General features: G+C 41.8%; 11 protein-coding genes, 2 tRNA genes and 4 rRNA genes. 12 read left to right on the top strand and 5 right to left on the bottom strand.

Annotated features, from left to right (window positions below; genetic code table 11):
* The first annotated feature begins 207 nt into the window (after positions 1 to 207).
* Complete coding sequence (locus ACN9MR_RS21345) at positions 208 to 1,599, top strand: undecaprenyl-phosphate glucose phosphotransferase (RefSeq protein ID WP_426326522.1); 1,392 nt, start codon at positions 208 to 210, stop codon at positions 1,597 to 1,599.
* A gap of 109 nt (positions 1,600 to 1,708) precedes the next feature.
* Positions 1,709 to 3,304: a gliding motility protein RemB gene (locus ACN9MR_RS21340; protein WP_426326521.1), complete on the top strand. Its 1,596-nt coding sequence runs from the start codon at positions 1,709 to 1,711 to the stop codon at positions 3,302 to 3,304.
* A 140-nt stretch (positions 3,305 to 3,444) separates the two neighbouring features.
* Here the strand turns inward: ACN9MR_RS21340 and dxs are convergent, their stop codons facing one another.
* Complete coding sequence (dxs, locus tag ACN9MR_RS21335; protein ID WP_426326520.1) at positions 3,445 to 5,373, bottom strand: 1-deoxy-D-xylulose-5-phosphate synthase; 1,929 nt, start codon at positions 5,371 to 5,373, stop codon at positions 3,445 to 3,447.
* 190 nt (positions 5,374 to 5,563) lie between these two features.
* Between dxs and ACN9MR_RS21330 the strand changes: the two genes are divergently transcribed.
* The 3 genes from ACN9MR_RS21330 to glmS all read left to right on the top strand — a co-directional run bounded on the left by ACN9MR_RS21330 (position 5,564) and on the right by glmS (position 9,627).
* Positions 5,564 to 6,307, top strand: a complete 744-nt coding sequence (locus ACN9MR_RS21330; RefSeq protein ID WP_426326519.1) for a segregation and condensation protein A — start codon at positions 5,564 to 5,566, stop codon at positions 6,305 to 6,307.
* Between the two features lie 62 nt (positions 6,308 to 6,369).
* Complete coding sequence (gene glyA / locus ACN9MR_RS21325; protein WP_057930657.1) at positions 6,370 to 7,641, top strand: serine hydroxymethyltransferase; 1,272 nt, start codon at positions 6,370 to 6,372, stop codon at positions 7,639 to 7,641.
* Between the two features lie 147 nt (positions 7,642 to 7,788).
* The gene (gene glmS / locus ACN9MR_RS21320) at positions 7,789 to 9,627 is read left to right on the top strand and encodes a glutamine--fructose-6-phosphate transaminase (isomerizing) (RefSeq protein ID WP_426326518.1); all 1,839 of its coding nucleotides are present in this window, start codon (positions 7,789 to 7,791) and stop codon (positions 9,625 to 9,627) included.
* 405 nt (positions 9,628 to 10,032) lie between these two features.
* Here the strand turns inward: glmS and ACN9MR_RS21315 are convergent, their stop codons facing one another.
* Both ACN9MR_RS21315 and ACN9MR_RS21310 read right to left on the bottom strand, forming a co-directional pair.
* The gene (locus tag ACN9MR_RS21315) at positions 10,033 to 11,406 is read right to left on the bottom strand and encodes a hypothetical protein (protein ID WP_426326517.1); all 1,374 of its coding nucleotides are present in this window, start codon (positions 11,404 to 11,406) and stop codon (positions 10,033 to 10,035) included.
* Between the two features lie 61 nt (positions 11,407 to 11,467).
* On the bottom strand, positions 11,468 to 12,166 hold the full coding sequence (locus tag ACN9MR_RS21310; protein WP_426326516.1) for a ComF family protein: 699 nt from the start codon (positions 12,164 to 12,166) through the stop codon (positions 11,468 to 11,470).
* A 427-nt stretch (positions 12,167 to 12,593) separates the two neighbouring features.
* On the opposite strand from ACN9MR_RS21310, the gene ACN9MR_RS21305 reads away from it, so the two are divergent.
* From ACN9MR_RS21305 to rrf (ACN9MR_RS21275), 7 genes are all read left to right on the top strand, one after another.
* Complete coding sequence (locus tag ACN9MR_RS21305; RefSeq protein ID WP_426325762.1) at positions 12,594 to 13,592, top strand: IS110 family transposase; 999 nt, start codon at positions 12,594 to 12,596, stop codon at positions 13,590 to 13,592.
* A gap of 925 nt (positions 13,593 to 14,517) precedes the next feature.
* Positions 14,518 to 16,039, top strand: a 16S ribosomal RNA gene (locus ACN9MR_RS21300).
* Between the two features lie 252 nt (positions 16,040 to 16,291).
* Positions 16,292 to 16,366, top strand: a tRNA-Ile gene (locus ACN9MR_RS21295).
* A gap of 18 nt (positions 16,367 to 16,384) precedes the next feature.
* Positions 16,385 to 16,458 (top strand) — tRNA-Ala (locus ACN9MR_RS21290).
* A gap of 412 nt (positions 16,459 to 16,870) precedes the next feature.
* Positions 16,871 to 19,747: ribosomal RNA gene (locus tag ACN9MR_RS21285) — 23S ribosomal RNA — on the top strand.
* Between the two features lie 82 nt (positions 19,748 to 19,829).
* Positions 19,830 to 19,941 (top strand): 5S ribosomal RNA (rrf, locus tag ACN9MR_RS21280).
* A 186-nt stretch (positions 19,942 to 20,127) separates the two neighbouring features.
* Positions 20,128 to 20,239, top strand: a 5S ribosomal RNA gene (rrf, locus tag ACN9MR_RS21275).
* The 16S, 23S and 5S rRNA genes sit together here with 2 tRNA genes alongside, the layout of an rRNA operon.
* A 434-nt stretch (positions 20,240 to 20,673) precedes the next feature.
* Here the strand turns inward: rrf (ACN9MR_RS21275) and rlmN are convergent.
* Positions 20,674 to 21,729, bottom strand: coding sequence for a 23S rRNA (adenine(2503)-C(2))-methyltransferase RlmN (gene rlmN / locus ACN9MR_RS21270; protein WP_426326515.1), 1,056 nt, complete (start codon positions 21,727 to 21,729; stop codon positions 20,674 to 20,676).
* Between the two features lie 90 nt (positions 21,730 to 21,819).
* Positions 21,820 to 22,791 carry a 23S rRNA pseudouridine(2604) synthase RluF gene (gene rluF, locus ACN9MR_RS21265; RefSeq protein ID WP_426326514.1) on the bottom strand — a complete coding sequence of 324 codons (972 nt, stop codon included), beginning with the start codon at positions 22,789 to 22,791 and terminating at the stop codon, positions 21,820 to 21,822.
* Positions 22,792 to 22,797: the final 6 nt, after the last annotated feature.

Below are 22,797 nucleotides of genomic sequence, written 5' to 3'. Positions count from 1 at the left end.
TTTGTACGACTAGTCGACTATTTATCGTTATATAGATACTCCTTTTTATTTAGCAATTTTTAAGGCATATATTGTGTGATTATTACTGATTTTTATTTTGGTAATGATTATTTAATTTTGAATTCGGATTTGGGCATCAATTTTGTTCATTATGATTCATTCAAAACAAAAACAAGAAATAAATGTTTAAGTTTTCCCTTTAAGCCTATGCAAACACGTTACTTATTTATACTCAAATACATTTTACCAATAACTGACCTGATTATGGTCAATATTGTGTACTTTTTTGCCTACGAATTTACTGCCTATATGGGTAAAGCGGTAAGTTCTGAATTACAATGGCATTATATTGTGGTGTGTAATCTGATCTGGATTGTGAGCACTACAAGTTTTGGCTTATATAGTGAATATGGCTCAAGAAGAATAGAGCGGATCTACCGTGGAACCTGGAAAAGTGTAGTATTACATGCAGTACTTTTTTCAATCTATTTGTTTTTCTCAAAACAAAATGATTTCTCCAGATCTTTTTTGGTGATTTTTTATGGCATGTTAGCCATTTTATTTTTGGTGAATCGTTTCATCGGCACCTCATTCCAATTTTTATTGTTTAACCATTTAAGAGGGGTTAAATCTGTGGCCATTATGGGTAATAACGCGACTGGTTTGCAGCTGGCAAGTTATTTCGAAAAGCAACGTTATATCGAATTTCATGGTTTTATTAATGATGTGCCCGAGGATTATTTAGATCGTAATGGGCAGATTTCTGATATGGTTGGACGGCAGTTTAAGATGGCTGTTGATAAGGGCATTAAAGATATTTATGTAACCATTGCACCAGAGCGGATGGCTGATATGACGTTATTAACAGAAGAAGCTGAACGGCAATGTGTACGATTAAAGTTTATTCCAGATATTAGCGGCGCCTTATTGTCGCCCTATACGGTAAGTTATCTGGGGAACGAATTCCCGGTCATTTCTTTACGTTCTGAACCACTGGAGAAGATACATAATCGCTTTAAAAAACGCGCTATTGACGTTGTATTTAGTGGTTTAGTAATTCTTTTCGTATTGAGCTGGTTGTATCCAATTATTGCGCTATTAATAAAAATGCAGAGTAAAGGCCCCGTATTATTTAAGCAGCTGCGAAGCGGTAGGGATGATGAGCCTTTCTGGTGTTTTAAATTTAGAAGCATGCGTATGAATGCTGATAGTGATAAAAGACAGGCGAGCAAAAATGATGACCGGATTACACCGATAGGTAAATTTCTTAGAAGGTCAAGCTTAGATGAGTTGCCGCAATTTTTTAATGTGTTCATGGGACATATGAGTGTAGTCGGTCCCCGTCCGCATATGTTGAGCCATACCGAACAATATAAAGGTATCGTAGATCAGTTTATGGTTCGCCACTTTTTAAAACCGGGTATAACAGGTTGGGCGCAGGTAAACGGCTACCGTGGTGAAACAAAAGAAGACTATAAAATGGTGAAGCGGGTGGAACATGATATCTGGTACCTGGAAAATTGGAGCGCGATGCTGGATGTAAAGATTATCTTTATGACGGTCATTAATATGGCTAAAGGTGAAGAGAACGCATTTTAAATAAATATAAAGAAAGCCCTAAAGGGCTTTTTCTTTTATCAAAGTTTGGATAGGATCGTTAATTTCATAATTAATAACGTTCTTTGCCGTTTGAATTAAAATTTACCAGATGAAGAAAATCTTATTCCTCCTACTTTTAGTCGTTTCTTTTTATGAGTTAAAAGCACAAGCTGTTTATCAACCATATTCTTTCCAGTTTTACCAAAAATTGAGTGGTGAAGTCTATAATCCCAATACACGGATTCATAGTTCTTTAAAACCTTTTTTTATTGATGACAGTTTGCTGCGTGATAAAAGTAATATGTTACTAAGTATCGGAGCAGACTCATCCAGAAAATCGTGGGTATCGAGAAAATTATTTCAGGAACATTTACTTGATATCCAAAAAGAAGACTATACCGTGTACGCAGATTTTTTACCTGACTTCCAGATCGGTCGTGATGCGTCGGGTAAAAAAACTACCTATTTAAATACCCGTGGTTACCAGGTTGGTGGTACAATAGGAAAGAAATTTTCTTTCTACACCAGCGGATTTGAGAATCAAGGGCGTTTTGCAGCTTATTATGATAATTATGTAAACCAGACTAAAGTTGTACCAGGCCAATCTTACGATAGGAGTTTTGGTAAATTAACCAAAGATTGGTCGTATGTTACCGCAACCGTATCTTATACACCCATAAAATATTTGAATATAACTGCAGGTTATGATAAAACTTTTATTGGTGACGGCTATCGTTCTTTGTTGTTATCTGACTTTTCATCTCCAACTCCCTTTTTGAAATTGACCGGGAATTTGGGGAGTGTACAATATATGGTGATGTGGACCTCTATGCAGGATCCAGGTGCGACAAAACTATCTTACGATGCAGGTAACCGTAAAAAAGGAGGAATTTTTCATTACCTCGATTGGAACGTCAACAATAAATTATCAATTGGATTTTTCGACTCTATTATTTGGGCACAGACTGATGATGCTGGGAATAGAAGGGGATTTGATTGGGGCTATGCTAATCCCATCATCTTTTTACGACCTGTAGAAGCCTCGAGCGGTTCTCCAGATAATGCATTATTAGGATTTACCACAAAATATGAATTTGCAAAAGAATTGGTAGCTTACGGCCAGTTTTCATTAGATGAGTTTGAGGCTAAAAATTTCTTTTCTAGCTCCGGCAGTTCCAGAAATAAATATGGTTGGCAGTTAGGATTGAGAGGGGCAGATGTATTTAATGTAGAAGGTTTAAACTATCTATTGGAATACAATACAGCTAAACCCTATACATTTTCTTCAAGAACCCGTATCGGCAATTATGCCAATTATAATGAGCCGCTAGCGCATCCTTTTGGTGCTAACTTTAGAGAGCTTGTTGGTTTGTTAAATTATTCTTATAAACGTTTTGATTTTAGTGGTGAACTGATGTATGCTAAGTATGGCCTTGATGTCGCTGGACAGAACTATGGTAAGAATATTTTCGAACCTTATACTGATGCGGTACAAGCTACAGGAAATTATACTACTCAGGGTATCCGTACCGATCTTTTTTATGCAGAAGGAAAAGTAGCTTATGTAGTAAACCCAAAATATAATCTCCGTTTAGAACTAGGTGGTGTGGTTAGGAGAGAAAGTAACAGTTTAGGTAAAAATACTACCGGATTAATTACTTTCGGTTTACGGAGTTCGTTCAGGAATTTGTATTCTGATTTTTAACAAACTATATCATATAAAAAGAGCCTCAGTTATAAGATAACTGAGGCTCTTTTTATACTTGTCATCCTGACGATGGAAGGATCTTTCTTTATTATTGAGATTCTTCGCTGCGCTCAGAATGACAAAATATAATGGGGCAACTAACCTGCCATACTATCAGTCGTCCTTTTCACAGCAACCTTTCTTACTGCCGCTACAATTGCGTTTTTATCATAACCGCATTCGGCCCAAAGTTCGGCCTGTTCGCCATGTTCGATAAACTGATCAGGAATACCTAAACGGATTACATTGGCACTATAACCATGATCGGCCATAAACTCCAATACTGCCGAACCCACTCCACCGGATAACGAGCCATCTTCTACCGTGATTACATGTTTATATTTAGCAAATACTTCATGTAGTAGCTGCTCATCCAATGGCTTCACAAAACGTAAATCGTAATGTGCCGGATAAAAACCCTCGCTGTTCAGTTCAGCACGTGCTTCAACGGCAAAGTTACCTACGTGGCCAATGGTTAATAAGGCTACATCTTCGCCATCGCATATTTTACGTCCTTTACCAATTTCTAATGCTTTGAACGGTCGTTTCCAATCAGGCATTACACCATTACCACGTGGGTAACGGATTATAAATGGACCCATATTTTCTTGTTGAGCGGTAAACATCAGGTTTCGCAATTCTTCTTCGTTCATCGGAGAAGAGATCACTAAATTCGGGATACAACGCATGTAAGCAATATCATATGCACCATGGTGTGTTGCACCATCGGCGCCTGCTAAGCCCGCTCTATCCAAACAAAATACGACGTTCAATTTTTGAATAGCTACATCATGGATCACCTGATCGTAGGCCCTTTGCATAAAGCTCGAATAGATGTTACAGAACGGAACTAATCCTTGTGCCGCTAAACCAGCCGAGAAAGTCACGGCATGTTGCTCTGCGATACCCACATCGAATGCACGTTTTGGCATCGCTTTCATCATAATGTTTAACGATGATCCTGATGGCATAGCCGGTGTAATACCTACAATTTTATCATTCGCCTCAGCCAGCTCTACCATGGTATGTCCGAAAACATCCTGGTATTTTGGTGGTTGTGGCTTATCTGGGATACTTTTTTTGATTTCGCCGGTAATCTTATCGAAAAGACCTGGTGCATGCCATTTGGTCTGATCTTTTTCTGCCAGCGCAAAACCTTTCCCTTTTACGGTAATACAGTGTAAAAGCTTAGGGCCAGGAATAGCAGATAAATCTTTTATGGTCTGCGCTAAACGTTTTACATCGTGCCCGTCAACAGGACCGAAATACCTAAAGTTTAAGGCTTCGAATAAATTACTTTGTTTTAGTAATGTTCCTTTGATGCTTTTCTCAATTTTCTTAACATACTTATGCGCGTTAGGGCCTAACTTAGAAAGCCCTGTGAGTACATGAGAAATATCATCACGGAAACGGTTATACGATTTTGAAATGGTGATGCTGGTTAAATATTCCTTAAGCGCACCCACATTCGGATCGATAGACATGCAGTTATCGTTCAGGATTACCAGCACATTACTGTTTTCGATCCCTGCATGGTTTAATCCTTCAAAAGCTAAACCAGCTGTCATGGCGCCATCGCCGATAACAGCAACGTGTTGCCGATCGGTTTCGCCTTTTAATTGCGAAGCCACCGCCATGCCCAAAGCGGCCGAAATGGAAGTAGAAGAATGGCCTACACCAAAGGTATCATACTCACTTTCCGAAATTTTCGGGAAACCGCTAATGCCACCGTATACACGGTTGGTATGGAATAAATCCCTGCGGCCGGTTAATATTTTATGTCCGTATGCCTGGTGGCCTACATCCCAAACCAATTTGTCGTAAGGGGTATTTAATGCATAGTGTAAGGCTACTGTTAATTCAACAACACCTAAACTGGCGCCAAAATGGCCACCGTTAACACTTACTACATCAATGATATACTGTCGTAATTCCTGGCTTATTTGTTCTAAGTCAGAATCGCTATATTGCTTTAAATCAGCGGGATAGTTGATTTTAGATAATAGGGGGCCAGCTTTTACTTGCATTCGAAATTTATGGTAAAAAACAAGATACAAAGTAAGGCAAATTTGTTTTAATATAGAAGAGAAAAATAGTGGTTTATTCTTGAGCGTTAAGCGGTTGGCGGTGAGGGCTTAGCGGATGGAGGTTAGGGATTAGAGTTTAGTGGTTAAGATTGTTCGGGACTAAAAATTTTCATTATGTTTGTCTCTTCACATGCAGGCAGAGAATTTTGAAATAAAGCTTCCGGTATTCGAAGGCCCCTTCGATTTGTTGCTGTTCTTTATAGAGCGGGATGAACTTAATATCCAGGATGTGGAGATCGCCAAAATCACCAACGACTTTTTGGCCTATATCCATCAGCTCCTTGCATTAAATGTAGAAGTGGCCAGCGAATTTATTTTGGTGGCGGCAACCTTGATGCGCATTAAATCTAAAATGCTTTTGCCCAGGATTGAGGTTGATGAAGCCGGAAATGAAATTAACTCAGAACAAGACCTGATTGCCAGACTGATTGCCTACAAACAATTTAAATCTGCAGCAGAAGAAATGAAAGTTTTGGAAGGGGAACGGTTTAAGCAAGATCAACGGGGTAATATTGCATATGATTTAACCCTGGCCGCTGCATCTTCCGGTCACCAGGATGAACTTTTATCATTGGATCTCTATAAACTTTTAACCGTTTACCACCGAACAATGCAGAAATATGAACTGCGCAGCGAAGAGGTTAAACACACCGTAGTACAATATCCTTATACTATAGAACAACAAAAACACTTTATTGCTAATCTGCTCGATATCAATAAACAGATCGATTTTGCTTTGGTGCTTAAAAATTCGGAGAATAAAGTGCATTTTGTTTATAATTTCCTGGCTATTTTAGAAATGTTGCAGCAACAAATCGTAGAGATAACCATTGGAAGTGGCTTTAACAACTTTAATGTGAAAGCATTATCCTAATACGGCCTAAATTAAATTTGAATTTCTTACTTTTGCAAAAAAAATACAAACCTCATATAATGATGACACGCGACAACCAAATTTTTGAACTTATTGATAAGGAGTTAAACCGCCAAGAGCATGGTTTAGAGCTTATTGCATCAGAAAACTTTGTAAGCAAGCAGGTAATGGAAGCTGCCGGATCGGTACTAACCAATAAATATGCTGAAGGCTTACCAGGAAAACGTTACTATGGCGGTTGCCAGGTAGTGGATGTAGTGGAGCAAATTGCTATCGATAGGGCAAAAGAGTTGTTCGGTGCAGCATGGGTAAACGTTCAGCCACACTCTGGCGCACAAGCTAACGCAGCAGTAATGCTTGCCGTTTTGCAGCCAGGCGATAAAATATTAGGATTTGATCTTTCTCATGGAGGTCACTTAACACATGGTTCGCCTGTTAACTTTTCGGGTAAACTATACCAGCCTTTATTTTATGGGGTAGAAAAAGAAACCGGACTTATCGACTATAAAAAATTAGAGGAAGTTGCTTTAGCCGAAAAACCTAAATTAATTATCTGCGGTGCATCTGCTTATTCCCGTGAGTGGGATTACGCTTTTATCCGTGCTGTAGCTGATAAAATCGGTGCTTTGGTTTTAGCTGATATTTCTCACCCGGCAGGTTTAATTGCAAAAGGATTGTTGGCCAACCCGCTTCCACATTGCCATATTGTAACCACTACAACCCACAAAACTTTACGTGGTCCGCGTGGAGGCATGATTATGATGGGACAGGATTTCGAAAATCCATGGGGATTAAAAACACCTAAAGGCGAAATCCGTTTAATGAGTAACCTGCTTGATATGGCGGTTTTCCCTGGCACACAAGGCGGTCCGTTGGAGCACATTATTGCGGCTAAAGCAATTGCTTTTGGCGAAGCGCTAAGCGAGGAGTACGGAACATACATTAAACAAGTTGCGGCTAACGCACAGGCAATGGCCAAGGCATTTGTAGCTAAGGGATATGGCATTATTTCTGGTGGTACAGATAACCACTTGATGCTGATCGATCTTCGAAATAAAAATATTACTGGTAAAGTAGCTGAAAATGCTTTAGAAAAAGCAGAAATTACAGTGAACAAAAACATGGTTCCTTTCGATGATAAATCGCCATTTGTAACTTCAGGTATCCGTGTAGGTACTGCAGCAATTACTACGCGCGGTTTAAAAGAGACAGAAATGGAGAAGATTGTAGATTTAATCGACCAGGTTTTAACCAATCCGGAAGATGAAGCTAACCTGAATAGTGTAAAAGCCGAGGTGATTAAGTTGGTAAGTGCTTTCCCACTATATAAATAAGATTATACACTCACTCGGCTAGAGTGGCAATAATACAGGCAGTTACATTAATTTGTAACTGCTTTTTTTTGTGAAGTAAGTTTTTCGCCTTAATGATGCAAAACAAACGTTTGTTTTATATATTTGACCAATAAAATGATGTAACTTATGTGTGGAATAGTAGGCTATATTGGCTACAGAGAAGCCTGGCCGATTGTATTGAAAGGTCTTAAAAGATTAGAATACCGGGGTTATGATAGTGCTGGTATTGCACTGATGAATGATAGCGGTCAGCATATTTATAAAAAGGCCGGGAAAGTAGCTGTTTTAGAAGAATATGCAGAAGACAAAGATAAGTCTGGTACAATTGGCATGGGGCATACGCGATGGGCAACGCATGGTGTGCCTTCCGATCGAAACTCTCACCCCCACACTTCAAATAACGGTAAACTCTCCATTATCCATAATGGAATTATCGAAAACTACGCCACATTAAAGGAAGAATTGACTAGTCGTGGCCACGAGTTTAAGAGCGATACCGATACAGAGGTATTAATCCACCTGATTGAAGAAATCCAGGAAATTGAAAATATTGATCTTTTAGAAGCAGTTCGTTTGGCTTTGCAGGAAGTGAACGGTGCCTACGCCATAGTGATTATGGATAAAGAACACCCTGATCGTTTAATTGCTGCCAGGAAAGGAAGTCCGATGGTAATCGGTGTTGGAGCAGGAGAATATTTTATTGCTTCTGATGCAACTCCAATTATTGAGTATACTAAAACCGTAATTTATCTAAAGGACGGAGAAATCGCACTGATCACCAAAAATGACCTTTTAGTTAAACAATTGGATAACGTAGTGCAAACCCCCTTAATTCAAGAGTTACAGCTAAAGCTTGAAATGCTGGAGAAGGGTGGCTTTGATCACTTTATGCTTAAAGAAATTTATGAGCAGCCACGTTCAGTTAAAGATTGTATGCGTGGACGGATTTATCCTGAAGAAGGAAAAGTTCAGCTTGGCGGGATCAAAGAATTTGCAGAGAAATTAAAAAATATAGACCGGATCATTATTGTGGCCTGCGGAACATCATGGCATGCAGGTTTGGTTGGCGAATACCTGATCGAAGAATATGCCCGTATTCCGGTAGAGGTGGAGTATGCTTCAGAATTCAGGTATAGAAATCCAATCATCACCGAAAAAGATGTGGTAATTGCCATTTCACAATCCGGCGAAACTGCCGATACGATGGCGGCCATCGAGATGGCCAAAGAACGTGGAGCAACTATTTTTGGAATCTGTAATGTTGCGGGCGCTTCCATCCCACGTTTAACCCATGCAGGTGTTTATACCCATGCGGGACCAGAAATTGGCGTAGCCTCAACAAAAGCATTTACTGCACAGGTAACGGTTTTAACCTTGATGGCCTTTTATATGGCGCAGCAAAAAGGAACCATTACCACTTCAAAATTAATTGAGCTTTTAACCGAACTGGATCATATCCCTGAAAAAATTCAGGTTGCTTTAGAATCGAACGAGCTGATCAAAGAAGTTGCAGAAAAGATCAAAGATTCTACCAACTGTTTGTTCTTGGGCAGAGGTAGTGGTTTCCCTGTGGCCTTAGAAGGTGCCTTAAAACTTAAGGAAATTTCTTATATCCATGCAGAGGGTTATCCTGCAGCAGAAATGAAACATGGGCCGATCGCTTTAATTGATGAAGAAATGCCGGTGGTCTTTATTGCTACGCAGAATTCATCATACGAAAAAGTGATCAGCAATATACAGGAAGTAAAAGCAAGAAAAGGTAAAGTGATTGCGATTGTAACCCAAGGCGACACTGAGGTGAAGAAAATGGCCGATTACTGTATCGAAATTCCTGATGCCAATGAAGCCTTTTTACCACTTATAGCAACTATTCCGCTTCAGTTACTATCGTATCATATTGCAGTGATGCGTGGTTGCAATGTAGATCAGCCTAGAAACCTGGCTAAATCGGTAACCGTCGAATAACTTAACAACAAAACAAATAGATAGAGCAGCTGCATTAATTTGTAGCTGCTTTTTTGGTTCTAGGCGTATTTAAATGCTGACTTTGTTAACTATGCCCGATTGAACGGATGCCGTTTTGAATCATATATTTTTGATATCGGGAAATTAAAACGCCAGGAGGAAAAGTGGGGGCTGCAGGCTGCCATAGGCACCCATGCTAAATTCTAAAGAAGTAAATCTTGTTAGAGATTGAAGTGATGTTAAAAAAATAGCCTAACAATTGAGCGGCAATCTTAAAATCTTGGTGAAAAGTAAAGGGCCGATATTCTTTAGAAGAAATATCGACCCTTACCATCTAAATTAACGCTCTCGAATATATAAACGGAAATTATCGCCATTTTGTTTTGAGAAAATAAAAAAAATAAATTATTTCTCGTAACTACCTAAGGTTGAGGGATAAATTCTTATATTTCCTTTTGCATCTTGATTAAGGTAATTAAAGAAGTAAGGATCGGTACTTAAATCAGCTCCCTTTTTTCTGACAATGCTACCGGGAGATACCCGAAAATCTTCTAGATCCTGATTAATGAAAAGCGGGTCGGTATTTAAAATATTGCCATTGTTGCTGTAAGCGCTGTTGGTAGATCGGATTAAATTGCTCCATAAATTGAATTGCACTATTGCAGACGTTTTCTTTTGGATATCCAGTTCATTCGTTAAACTTCCCCATATGATATTATTGGTTAAATCTACCTGAAGTTTGTTATAAGCATTTGCCGATAAATAATCTGAAAAACTCAGCGAGGCAGTTTTACGTGGAAAATTTGAGTTATAACCAGCAAAGGTATTCTGTTTTAAGTTGTAATTCCCTCCCCCTACCGCATATATTAAGTAATTCCCGCAGTTATACATCACATTATTAAATGCAAGCAGCTCTGAGCGGTAGCCAATATAAGCCGCCACCTGCATGTTTTTAATAATACTATTGCTTAAAATTAATTTGGGATTGTTGTTAACGGACAAAGAATCGGAGGTAATGCCAACAGACGCATTTTTGATGATGGCATTTTTAATCAATCCATATCCGGTTCGTTTTAAGAAAATCCCTTTCCATTGTCCGGGCTCATCGCTATATATGTATTCCAGCCTATCGCTACAAAATAATACGGGTTCAGTAAGGCTGCCATTTACCTGCAGGTTCCCTTCTATGTTTAAATTGGCATCTTTGTGAAAATAAATTTTAGTTCCAGGTTGGATGGTTAGTGAGCTCCCGCTCTTAACAGTTAACGATCCATTAATAATGTAGGGTAATGCTTTTGTCCAGATGGTATTGGCATTAATTGTCGGTTCATTAACAAATACAGCATTCTGCCCATAAGCTAAAAGCTGAATCACCTGTTTATTCCCATTTGTATTTAATATGATAGAATCCTGGACCAGAAAGGGCAGGTTAGTTGAATTTGGGTTGATCGAAACTTTGACAAAAAGGTTTATAGAATCCCGGCCGTTTATAATGAGATCATTTTTGTTTTGCGTTTGCTCCCCGTTAATGTTAATGCTAAAAGCCGAAGTATTGCCGCCTGATAATCTGATTTCGGAAATTTTAACCGCATCATTGTTCCAGTTAACGATCTTTATTCTTTTGGTAGTTGAGCCTACCGAAGTAAAAATGGTATCAAATAATACTTCTTTATTAGAGATATTTAGTTTAGCATTCGGATCTGTGGTTATACGCTCCCCTTTCCTGCAAGCTGAAGCAAAGAATAAAATTAAAAGCACTAAACCAATATTTAAACGCATAAATCAAACTTAGAAAAATGTTTGGCTACTTACAATAGCGCTTAAGCTATATAATCTTTAGTTATTCTGCAAAGGCAAGAGCCGCAATGCTAACTTTTGCTGCCCCGATAGCTAAGAGTGTATTGGCGCATGCTTCGAGTGTTGCCCCGGTGGTAATTACATCGTCTACCAGTAAAATATGTTTACCAATTATATCTTCAGCAGAATTTACCTGAAAAACATCTTTCATATTTTCATATCGGTTATACCTGCTTTTTTTAGTTTGGCTCTCAGTAGAAGCAGTCCGGATAAGGTGATTTTCACTAATATCGATTCCAATTTGTGATGCAATTCCTGCTGCAATAAAGCTACTTTGGTTATAACCCCTCATCTTATATTTTTTACGGTGCAAAGGAACCGGGATAACAATGTTGATATCTTGGTAAAGAATCCCGGTTTTTAACCGCTCTCCCAGCATATTGCCTAATAGTACCCCAACATCGGTTCTGCCGTTATATTTTAAGTTGTGGATTAAGTTTTGAACCTTCGCTCCTTTTCTAAAATACAACATGGCCATTGCAGCATTAAGCGGTAAGCGCCCCCATAATTGCTTGGCAACCCTGTTATCTGCATATTGGTGATAGTCTGTAAAAGGAAGATCGTGTAAGCATTTTAAACAAATCAACTGTTCGTAGCGAAATAAAGAATTGCCGCATGCATTGCATAAATTTGGGAATAGCAGCCCAAATAAATCAGAAGTCCATTGTTTAACCAGAAGCATCTAACTAATTTATAAAATATTTTCGACTTCCGAGGTTTCAATAGGCATAGGCGTTAGAAAACTTCGGAAGTTTATTCAGTCCACAGGTTATCTTACACTATATATAAGAGTGTTTGTTTTTTAGCAAAGCAGTTTTGGTGCTACGATATAGGTCTGTTCCCGCTATCCGCTTTATCCCGACGTGAAGTCGGGAGCTGTCGCTACCATCCCTTAGGTTTGAGAAAGATTATCAAAGAATTAAATTTGACAAAGGAAACCTTAAAAGCAGAGGTGAACTATGCTGCGATCCAGACTTACGATCTAGAACCTGTAACAGACCTCTGCTTTTTAGTTGAACAAGAACCATATAGAATTTTAGTCTAGCGGACTATTAAGGGATTCAGTTTTATTCAACTTTAGGATTTCCATTTCACTTAACCGTAAAGTTATGAATTATGAACTATTTGTTGGAATAGATATTTCCAAATCAACCATCGATGTTGCTGTTGTTACACAGGCCTGTTTCGAGAAGCCCCTCCACCATGTTTTTAAGAACAGCTATGATGGCTTTGGCCTAATGCTGGAATGGCTTTCCATACATGGTATCGCGCTTAAGAAGGTTCTTTTCTGTTGCGAGCATACAGGTATTTATATCTGCCCCATAACCAACTTTATGCATGCAAATGATTTATCTATATGGGTTGAAAACGGGCTGCACATTAAGCGTTCCATTGGACTTAAACGGGGGAAATCTGATAAGGCTGACGCACAGGCAATCGCAAGCTATGCTTTTTCAAATCAGCACAAAGCCCGTCCTTACCTCCTTCCTTCGGCAACAAGCTCAAAACTCAAACACCTGCTGGCACACCGCGAACAGTTGGTAAGACACCAGACCTCTTTTAAATGCACCTGCTCAGCGCTTAAAGGATTTGATAGGGAGAACGCTGGCTATTGCATAGCCGATAGCCAGGAAATGCTTGCCCTTTACGCCGAACGGATAAAAAAGGTAGATATCGAGTTGGCAGCCTTAATAACAGAGGACCAGGAACTAAACGAACAGTTCAGCCTTGTGCAGAGCGTGCATGGGATCGGAAAGCAGACGGCTATGTTTATCCTGATCCATACTGAAGCCTTCGCTGCATTTTCAGACTACAGAAAGTTTGCGAGCTATTGTGGAATAGTCCCATTTCCACATAGCTCGGGGACGAGTATACGAGGGAGAAACCGGGTAAGCAACCTCGCCAATAAAAAACTAAAGGCGTTACTGACCATGTGTGCGCTAAACACGATAAAAAAAGATAACGAATTCAAACGATACTATGATCGAAAAAAAGCTGAGGGAAAAAACGCTATGTGTGTACTGAATGTGATAAAAAATAAGCTACTGAGCAGAGCTTTTGCTGCTGTTAAAAGAGGTACGCCATACCTCCTGGAGCCTGCTGCATAAATCTAAAGTAATGCTTCTCAGAAAAAAAACTTTTTATTTGCATAAACCATAGAATACGGGTTTAGGTGGCAGGGGCATCCGAAGTTTTAGAGGGGCTGTGTGCAAGCGAAACTTCGGAAGTTTAGTGCGTTTATCCAGCAGATCCGTCATCCCGAACTTGTTTCAGGATCTTTTTATTAAACCGGATTCTGAACGTTATTAAAACCTGCAATATTTACAGGACAACATTAAACAGCTATTCTTCCAAAAAGTTTTGTCCTTAACAACATTTTTTCCTGTTGAAAACCATGGAGTTATCTCAATCCTTCGGTTAATCTGTTAAAAATCTTTGCAATAGTGTTAATTTTTCCTACTTTTGCATCCCGCTTCGGAGGAAGGGTTTTGTTGAAAGGACGGCACAGGGATAAGGAGAGCGGTATTTATTTTAAAATAAATATTGCGGATGAAGAAAAGATTGCTACCTTTGCAGCCCGGTTCGGAAGGACGGAAAGCTGGTCAACATCAGCGTATTGAAATAAGGGGACAGGAAGAAAAAGAAGACAAATAAAATAAAATTTATTTTATTTGGAAGTTAGAAAAAGATCCTTACCTTTGCACTCCCAACCGAAAGGAAAGGGAAAAACCGGAACGGCGGATGCCGGAAAGGTAACAGAAAAAAGATTGAGATAAACAGAAACACAGGAGGGACGAACAAGACTTTCCGTAACTGAAGTTTAACGATATATAACGATCGGCCGTGAGGTTTACCAGATCGATAAGTTCTTAAAAGAGATGTCAATGTAGCGTAGCGAGGTAATGGAGTACCGATCAAAGTACATGATTACGTAGCTTTATTTTAAAGGTGGTGTCTAACAGACAACATAACAAAAAAAGAAGACTATTTTTAACAATAGTTAAAACTGGTCAGCATCTTACAACACATTTTACAATGGAGAGTTTGATCCTGGCTCAGGATGAACGCTAGCGGCAGGCCTAATACATGCAAGTCGAACGATATCATCCAGCTTGCTGGATGAGAAAGTGGCGCACGGGTGCGTAACGCGTATGCAACCTACCTTCATCTGGGGGATAGCCCGGAGAAATCCGGATTAATACCGCATAAAATCACAGCACTGCATAGTGCAATGATCAAACATTTATGGGACGGAGATGGGCATGCGTGTCATTAGCTAGTTGGCGGGGTAACGGCCCACCAAGGCGACGATGACTAGGGGATCTGAGAGGATGGCCCCCCACACTGGTACTGAGACACGGACCAGACTCCTACGGGAGGCAGCAGTAAGGAATATTGGTCAATGGAGGCAACTCTGAACCAGCCATGCCGCGTGCAGGAAGACTGCCCTATGGGTTGTAAACTGCTTTTATCCGGGAATAAACCTATCTACGTGTAGATAGCTGAATGTACCGGAAGAATAAGGATCGGCTAACTCCGTGCCAGCAGCCGCGGTAATACGGAGGATCCAAGCGTTATCCGGATTTATTGGGTTTAAAGGGTGCGTAGGCGGCCTGTTAAGTCAGGGGTGAAAGACGGTAGCTCAACTATCGCAGTGCCCTTGATACTGATGGGCTTGAATGGACTAGAGGTAGGCGGAATGAGACAAGTAGCGGTGAAATGCATAGATATGTCTCAGAACACCGATTGCGAAGGCAGCTTACTATGGTCTTATTGACGCTGAGGCACGAAAGCGTGGGGATCAAACAGGATTAGATACCCTGGTAGTCCACGCCCTAAACGATGAACACTCGCTGTTGGCGATACACAGTCAGCGGCTAAGCGAAAGCGTTAAGTGTTCCACCTGGGGAGTACGCTCGCAAGAGTGAAACTCAAAGGAATTGACGGGGGCCCGCACAAGCGGAGGAGCATGTGGTTTAATTCGATGATACGCGAGGAACCTTACCCGGGCTTGAAAGTTAGTGAATCATTTAGAGATAAATGAGTGAGCAATCACACGAAACTAGGTGCTGCATGGCTGTCGTCAGCTCGTGCCGTGAGGTGTTGGGTTAAGTCCCGCAACGAGCGCAACCCCTATGTTTAGTTGCCAGCATGTAATGATGGGGACTCTAAACAGACTGCCTGTGCAAACAGAGAGGAAGGAGGGGACGACGTCAAGTCATCATGGCCCTTACGTCCGGGGCTACACACGTGCTACAATGGATGGTACAGAGGGCAGCTAGCCGGCAACGGTATGCGAATCTCACAAAGCCATTCACAGTTCGGATTGGGGTCTGCAACTCGACCCCATGAAGTTGGATTCGCTAGTAATCGCGTATCAGCAATGACGCGGTGAATACGTTCCCGGGCCTTGTACACACCGCCCGTCAAGCCATGGAAGTTGGGGGTACCTAAAGTATGTAACCGCAAGGAGCGTCCTAGGGTAAAACCGATAACTGGGGCTAAGTCGTAACAAGGTAGCCGTACCGGAAGGTGCGGCTGGAATACCTCCTTTCTGGAGTAGACTCACCTACTCGCCACGCAACATGATATTTCGAATAAGGTAAAAGGTGAAAGACCAAAGCTGAAATGCAGACAGTCCTGATGCCGGTTACTTTAAAAGACACAAGAGAAAAAAGAAACACCCAGAAGAAACGGTGTGCAATAGCCTAATGGCAACAGCATAACGGAGATCAGCTGAGGTTAGCAAAGGAAAGCGGTAGCGGTAAGATACTATATACTGCATACAGATGCTGCCGAAAAGCAAAGTCCCGTAGCTCAGCCTGGTTAGAGCACTACACTGATAATGTAGGGGTCTCCAGTTCAAATCTGGACGGGACTACACATTGAAGATCCTTTTGGGGGATTAGCTCAGCTGGCTAGAGCGCCTGCCTTGCACGCAGGAGGTCAACGGTTCGACTCCGTTATTCTCCACTTTTGAGCATAAAGCTTAAAGACCAAAGCTGAAAGCTTTCAAAAAACACGGCATTACAGAGATTACCGGGATCGGTGATATACATTGACATAAAGATTAAGAAGAAACGCCACGGGGCACAGATGTAACTAAGAAAACATCTGAAACGGTTCGAGACCGCAGTTTTTTACTAACTAGGATAAGCTAAAGGCTTAGGCCGGGGACAATGAAACCCCCAGCCTTTATACCCTCTACCTTAACCTTGGTAAAGTTCTTTGACATATTGGAAGAAGTTAAAAAAGAAGAGCAAACAACAATAGGCGACTGTTGTGTTTGTGCTCGCTTGAAGGAAGAGCAATCGACCAACAGGTATGAGACATCATGACAAGAGCAAAAAAAGCATACCATACGGCGCAAAAGGCGTATGAGTAGAAGAAAGTAATAAAGAGTACACGGGGGATGCCTTGGCTCTCAGAGGCGATGAAGGACGTGATAAGCTGCGATAAGCTTCGGGTATTTGCAAATAGGAACTGATCCGAAGATTTCCGAATGGGGCAACCCGGCTAGTTGAAGACTAGTCACATATAATGAGCAAACCTGCCGAACTGAAACATCTAAGTAAGCAGAGGAAGAGAAAATAACAATGATTTCCTAAGTAGTGGCGAGCGAAAGGGAAAGAGCCCAAACCTACCTTGTTACGGCAAAGTGGGGGTTGTAGGACTGCAACATGGCATCAGCAAACAGAAGTGGAATGGGATGGGAAGCCCAGCGATACACGGTGATAGCCCGGTACACGTATAGAATGCTGGCCTAGCAGTATCCTGAGTACCGCGAGGTCGGAGACGCCTTGTGGGAATCTGCCGGCACCATCCGGTAAGGCTAAATACTCCTGAGAGACCGATAGTGAACCAGTACCGTGAGGGAAAGGTGAAAAGAACCCCGAACAGGGGAGTGAAATAGAACCTGAAACCGTGTACTTACAAGCGGTCGGAGCATCCAAGTGGTGTGACGGCGTGCCTTTTGCATAATGAGCCTACGAGTTACTCCTCTCTGGCAAGGTTAAGTGCTTCAGGCACGGATCCGAAGCGAAAGCGAGTCTGAACAGGGCGTATAGTCAGAGGGGGTAGACGCGAAACCTTGTGATCTACCCATGGACAGGTTGAAGGTGCGGTAACACGTACTGGAGGACCGAACCGATAAACGTTGAAAAGTTTCCGGATGATCTGTGGGTAGGGGTGAAAGGCTAATCAAACTGGGAAATAGCTCGTACTCCCCGAAATGTTTTTAGGAACAGCGTGGACATTAAGTTTCATAGAGGTAGAGCTACTGATTGGGTGCGGGGGAGTCAAATCCTACCAAATCCAGACAAACTCCGAATGCTATGAAATATGGTCTGCAGTGAGGCGCGGGGTGCTAAGGTCACGCGCCGAGAGGGAAAGAACCCAGACCATCAGCTAAGGTCCCCAAGTTACAGTTAAGTTGAACTAACGAGGTCCGATTGCACAGACAGCTAGGATGTTGGCTTGGAAGCAGCCATTCATTTAAAGAGTGCGTAACAGCTCACTAGTCGAGCGATCGGGCATGGATAATAAACGGGCATTAAACTGTACACCGAAGCTATGGGATTGAAATATATCGGTAGGGGAGCATTCTAGCGGCAGCGAAGGTATCTGGTAATGGGTGCTGGAGCTTCTAGAAAAGCAAATGTAGGCATAAGTAACGATAAGGCGGGAGAGAAACCCGCCCACCGAAAGGATAAGGTTTCCTGATCAACGCTAATCGGATCAGGGTCAGTCGGGACCTAAGGAGAACCCGAAGGGGAAATTCGATGGACAACTGGTTAATATTCCAGTACTTTTTATAACTGCGATGTGGGGACGGAGTAGTGACACTGCCGCGATCTGACGGAATAGATCGTTAAAGACAGTAGGTATTAGAACGGTAGGCAAATCCGCCGATCTAGCTGAAAGTCGATAGTACCGCAAGCCTTCGGGTAAGCGGATAGCGCAGGTAATCAGACTTCCAAGAAAAACCGCTAAGCTTCAGGTTATAAAAACCCGTACCGCAAACCGACACAGGTATCCGGGAAGAGGATTCTAAGGTGCTCGAGTGAATCATGGCTAAGGAACTCGGCAAAATGGCCCTGTAACTTCGGGAGAAGGGGCGCTGGCAGCAATGTCAGCCGCAGTGAAAAGGCCCAGGCGACTGTTTAACAAAAACACATGGCTTTGCAAAATCGAAAGATGAGGTATAAGGCCTGACACCTGCCCGGTGCTGGAAGGTTAAGAGGGGATGTCATCCGCAAGGAGAAGCATTGAATCGAAGCCCCAGTAAACGGCGGCCGTAACTATAACGGTCCTAAGGTAGCGAAATTCCTTGTCGGGTAAGTTCCGACCTGCACGAATGGTGTAACGATCTGGGCGCTGTCTCAGCCATGAGCTCGGTGAAATTGTGGTCCCGGTGAAGACGCCGGGTACCCGCAACGGGACGGAAAGACCCCATGCACCTTCACTACAATTTAACATTGACATTGGATACAGGATGTGTAGGATAGGTGGGAGGCTTTGAAGCGGCGTCGCTAGGCGTCGTGGAGCCAACGTTGAAATACCACCCTTTCTGTATTCGGTGTCTAATCCCCTCATGGGGGAGACATTGTTTGATGGGTAGTTTGACTGGGGTGGTCGCCTCCAAAAAGGTAACGGAGGCTTTCAAAGGTAAGCTCAGTACGCTTGGTAACCGTACGCGGAGTGCAATAGCATAAGCTTGCTTGACTGTGAGACAGACAAGTCGATCAGGGTCGAAAGACGGATATAGTGATCCGGTGGTTCTGCATGGAAGGGCCATCGCTCAAAGGATAAAAGGTACGCTGGGGATAACAGGCTGATCTCCCCCAAGAGCTCATATCGACGGGGAGGTTTGGCACCTCGATGTCGGCTCGTCACATCCTGGGGCTGGAGAAGGTCCCAAGGGTTCGGCTGTTCGCCGATTAAAGTGGCACGCGAGCTGGGTTCAGAACGTCGCGAGACAGTTCGGTCCCTATCTGTTGTGGGCGTAGGAATTTTGAGTGGGGCTGACCTTAGTACGAGAGGACCGGGTTGGACCAGCCTCTAGTGAATCTGTTGTTCCGCCAGGGGCATTGCAGAGTAGCTACGCTGGGAATAGATAAGCGCTGAAAGCATCTAAGTGCGAAACTAGCCACGAGATGAGAATTCCATATAGGACCGTAGCAGACTACTACGTTGATAGGCTACAGATGTAAAGGTGGTGACACCACAGTCGAGTAGTACTAATCATCCGAAGCTTTCAAAGCAAACAGACTGTTGTTTGTTCTTCATAATAACTTCTTTCAATAATATGTCATTTAAGCTCGAGATAGCTTATCTAAAGAAATTCAGGTGCCTATATCGGTGGTGTCCACCTCTTCCCATTCCGAACAGAGAAGTTAAGCCCACCAGAGCCGATGGTACTGCGGTAACACGTGGGAGAGTAGGTCGGTGCCAGATCTTAAAAGAAACCCTTTAACAGCAATGTTGAAGGGTTTTCTTGGTTATATACAAGGCCTTGTGTTTTAAGGTCGCATAGTTTGAAGTATTGAAATCGATATTCAAGGCTTAAGGTAAAAGGCTTAAGGCGTAAGGTTAATACCTTATACCCTACACCTTTCAACCCTCAACCTTATTTAAAAATATTCAGGTGCCTATATCGGTGGTGTCCACCTCTTCCCATTCCGAACAGAGAAGTTAAGCCCACCAGAGCCGATGGTACTGCGGTAACACGTGGGAGAGTAGGTCGGTGCCAGATCTTAAAAGAAACCCTTCAGCAGAAATGCTCAAGGGTTTTCTTCGTTTTATGGCCATTCTGTTCTGTACAGCCCACTTTTCCAACCATAATCTTCTCTTAATGCCCTTAATCCCTTAATGGTGAAAGGGAATTGTAACAACGGTTATTTCTACCATTAAGGAGTTAAGAAAAGCTAAGGGCCTGTTCCCGCAGATTACGCTAATCTCCGCTGAGTTTTACAATACTGGCTCAGGTTCTATAGCCCTGATGGAAGCGAAAATCCCTTTTGGGTAAAGGTATATTGTTTATTCCAATGATATCCAAAAGGATTGCAGGAGACAGCAGGACCGAACCCAGCCTATATGTCACTGCCATTGCGCTCCAGATCATCAAAAATTAATCTTCTGGGTTATACTTAACAGATACTATCGAATTAGAATATTTAAATGGGGTGATTAAGCGCTGGCCTCTTCTTTAACCGCCAACTGGCCGCAAGCGGCATCAATATCTTTACCACGGCTACGGCGGATGTTGGTATTGATACCCTGGCTTTTTAGATAGTTAGAAAAAGCATCGATCTTATCACCTTCCGCATTGGTAAAATCGGCGAAAGAAATGGGGTTATATTCAATTAGGTTTACCTTGCAAGGAATATGTTTACAGAATTTGGCTAAATCCATAGCATCAGAAATTTCATCGTTAAAATGATTAAAAACAATGTATTCGTAAGTTACCGGATTTTTAGTTTTAGCAAAATAGTATTTAAGTGCATCTGCCAGCGCTTTTAACGAGTTGGCCTCATTGATCGGCATGATTTCGTTACGCTTTTTATCATCAGCGGCATGAAGCGAAAGTGCCAGATTAAATTTTGCGCCATCATCGCCCAATTTCTTAATCATTTTGGCAATACCTGCAGTAGAAACCGTAATGCGCTTATAACTCATGTTTAAGCCATCTGGTGCAGTGATACGCTCAATCGACTTCAGTACATTGGCATAGTTTAAAAGCGGCTCTCCCATGCCCATATACACGATATTGGTAAGGGGATTGTTATAGTTCTGTTTAGCCTGTTTATCGATCAATACCACCTGGTCATAAATCTCATCAGCGTTTAGATTACGCTTACGGTCCATGTAGCCAGTTGCACAGAACTTACAGGTTAAACTGCAGCCTACCTGTGAGCTTACGCAAGCCGTCATACGGTCTTCCAGAGGAATTAAAACGCCCTCTACAATATTGCCGTCTGCTAGCCTGAAGGTATTTTTAATGGTATGGTCGTTACTGAACTGAGAATTGTTAACCTGAACAGCGTTAATGGCAAAAGTTTCGTCCAATGCCTTACGAAGATCTTTAGAAAGATTGCTCATCTGCTCGAAACTCGTAGCTGATTTCTCCCAAAGCCATTGATAAATCTGCTTAGCCCTAAATGCAGGCTGTTGCATTGCTACAAGGTGTTGTTGCAATTGAGGTAGATCTAATGCCCGGATATCGGTTTTTTTTGCTGTTACCATTTGTTGCAAAGGTACTTAAAAAAGGTGTAAGGCAGAAAGGTAGAAGGTTGAGTGTACCTGCAAGATGCCAAATTTTACAATTAATTAGCTTTATCTCCCTCTGCCTCTTGAGTTTGACTTGCTGATAGTCTTACCTTTGGCAGGTCTGGAATTTCTGTTCCCCGCATTGCTTTTACCTGTTGGTTTTGCTCCGGAATGACCTGCGCTCTTTTTTCCTGTTGATTTTGGGCCAGACGGCTTTGGTTTAAAAGATTTTTTTGGCTGCTCTTCCCTAAGTTCAGGGATTTCTTCCCATGCATTTGCTTTTTTCTTAGCGCTTTTTGGCTTTGTTTTGGCCTCGGATGATGAATTTTCAACACTTTTGGTGATGCTTTTCATCTCGTCTTCGGTAAGTTCTCTAAATTCTCCTGTAGGAATACCTTTTAAATTGATATTCATAATGCGCGTACGCTCTAATTTGGTCACTTCGTAGCCAAAATGCTCGCACATTCTACGGATCTGCCTGTTTAAGCCCTGGATTAAGATAATATTGAAAACAAAAGTGCTGATCTGACGAACCTTACATTTACGGGTATTCACACCTAAAATCGGAACACCATTGCTCATCTCGAAAATAAAATCTTCAGTAATCGGTTTGTTAACCGTTACCACATATTCCTTTTCGTGTTTATTCCCTGCCCTTAAAATTTTGTTAACAATATCGCCGTTGTTGGTCAGGAAGATCAATCCTGATGAATCTTTATCTAATCGGCCAATGGGAAATATCCTTTCGCTATGGTTAACATAATCAACAATATTATCGCGTACGCTGCCTTCTGTGGTACTGGTAATACCAACAGGCTTGTTAAAGGCTAATAGGATGAAATTACTTTCTTCTTTAGGTTCGATATTATGGCCGTTTACCATCACTTTATCGCCTGCAAAAACCTGGTCGCCTACTTTAGCTCTTTTTCCGTTGATGAAAACTGTACCTTTTTCGATATAACGGTCTGCTTCGCGGCGTGAACATAATCCACTTTCACTGATGAATTTATTTAAACGGGTTGCAGAATTATTGTTCATACTGCA

This window comes from Pedobacter sp. R-06, assembly GCF_049913135.1.
Classification (GTDB): Bacteria; Bacteroidota; Bacteroidia; order Sphingobacteriales; family Sphingobacteriaceae; genus Pedobacter.
This window is presented reverse-complemented; position numbering and strand designations above follow the sequence as displayed.

What these genes read in the sequence shown, in the direction of transcription:
- glyA (WP_057930657.1), top strand. Translation starts at nt 6,370, where the DNA reads ATGACACGCGACAACCAAATTTTTGAACTTATTGATAAGGAGTTAAAC.
- rlmN (WP_426326515.1), bottom strand. Translation starts at nt 21,729, where the DNA reads ATGGTAACAGCAAAAAAAACCGATATCCGGGCATTAGATCTACCTCAA.
- rluF (WP_426326514.1), bottom strand. Translation starts at nt 22,791, where the DNA reads ATGAACAATAATTCTGCAACCCGTTTAAATAAATTCATCAGTGAAAGT.
- ACN9MR_RS21315 (WP_426326517.1), bottom strand. Translation starts at nt 11,406, where the DNA reads ATGCGTTTAAATATTGGTTTAGTGCTTTTAATTTTATTCTTTGCTTCA.
- dxs (WP_426326520.1), bottom strand. Translation starts at nt 5,373, where the DNA reads ATGCAAGTAAAAGCTGGCCCCCTATTATCTAAAATCAACTATCCCGCT.
- glmS (WP_426326518.1), top strand. Translation starts at nt 7,789, where the DNA reads ATGTGTGGAATAGTAGGCTATATTGGCTACAGAGAAGCCTGGCCGATT.
- ACN9MR_RS21345 (WP_426326522.1), top strand. Translation starts at nt 208, where the DNA reads ATGCAAACACGTTACTTATTTATACTCAAATACATTTTACCAATAACT.
- ACN9MR_RS21340 (WP_426326521.1), top strand. Translation starts at nt 1,709, where the DNA reads ATGAAGAAAATCTTATTCCTCCTACTTTTAGTCGTTTCTTTTTATGAG.
- ACN9MR_RS21330 (WP_426326519.1), top strand. Translation starts at nt 5,564, where the DNA reads ATGCAGGCAGAGAATTTTGAAATAAAGCTTCCGGTATTCGAAGGCCCC.
- ACN9MR_RS21305 (WP_426325762.1), top strand. Translation starts at nt 12,594, where the DNA reads ATGAATTATGAACTATTTGTTGGAATAGATATTTCCAAATCAACCATC.
- ACN9MR_RS21310 (WP_426326516.1), bottom strand. Translation starts at nt 12,166, where the DNA reads ATGCTTCTGGTTAAACAATGGACTTCTGATTTATTTGGGCTGCTATTC.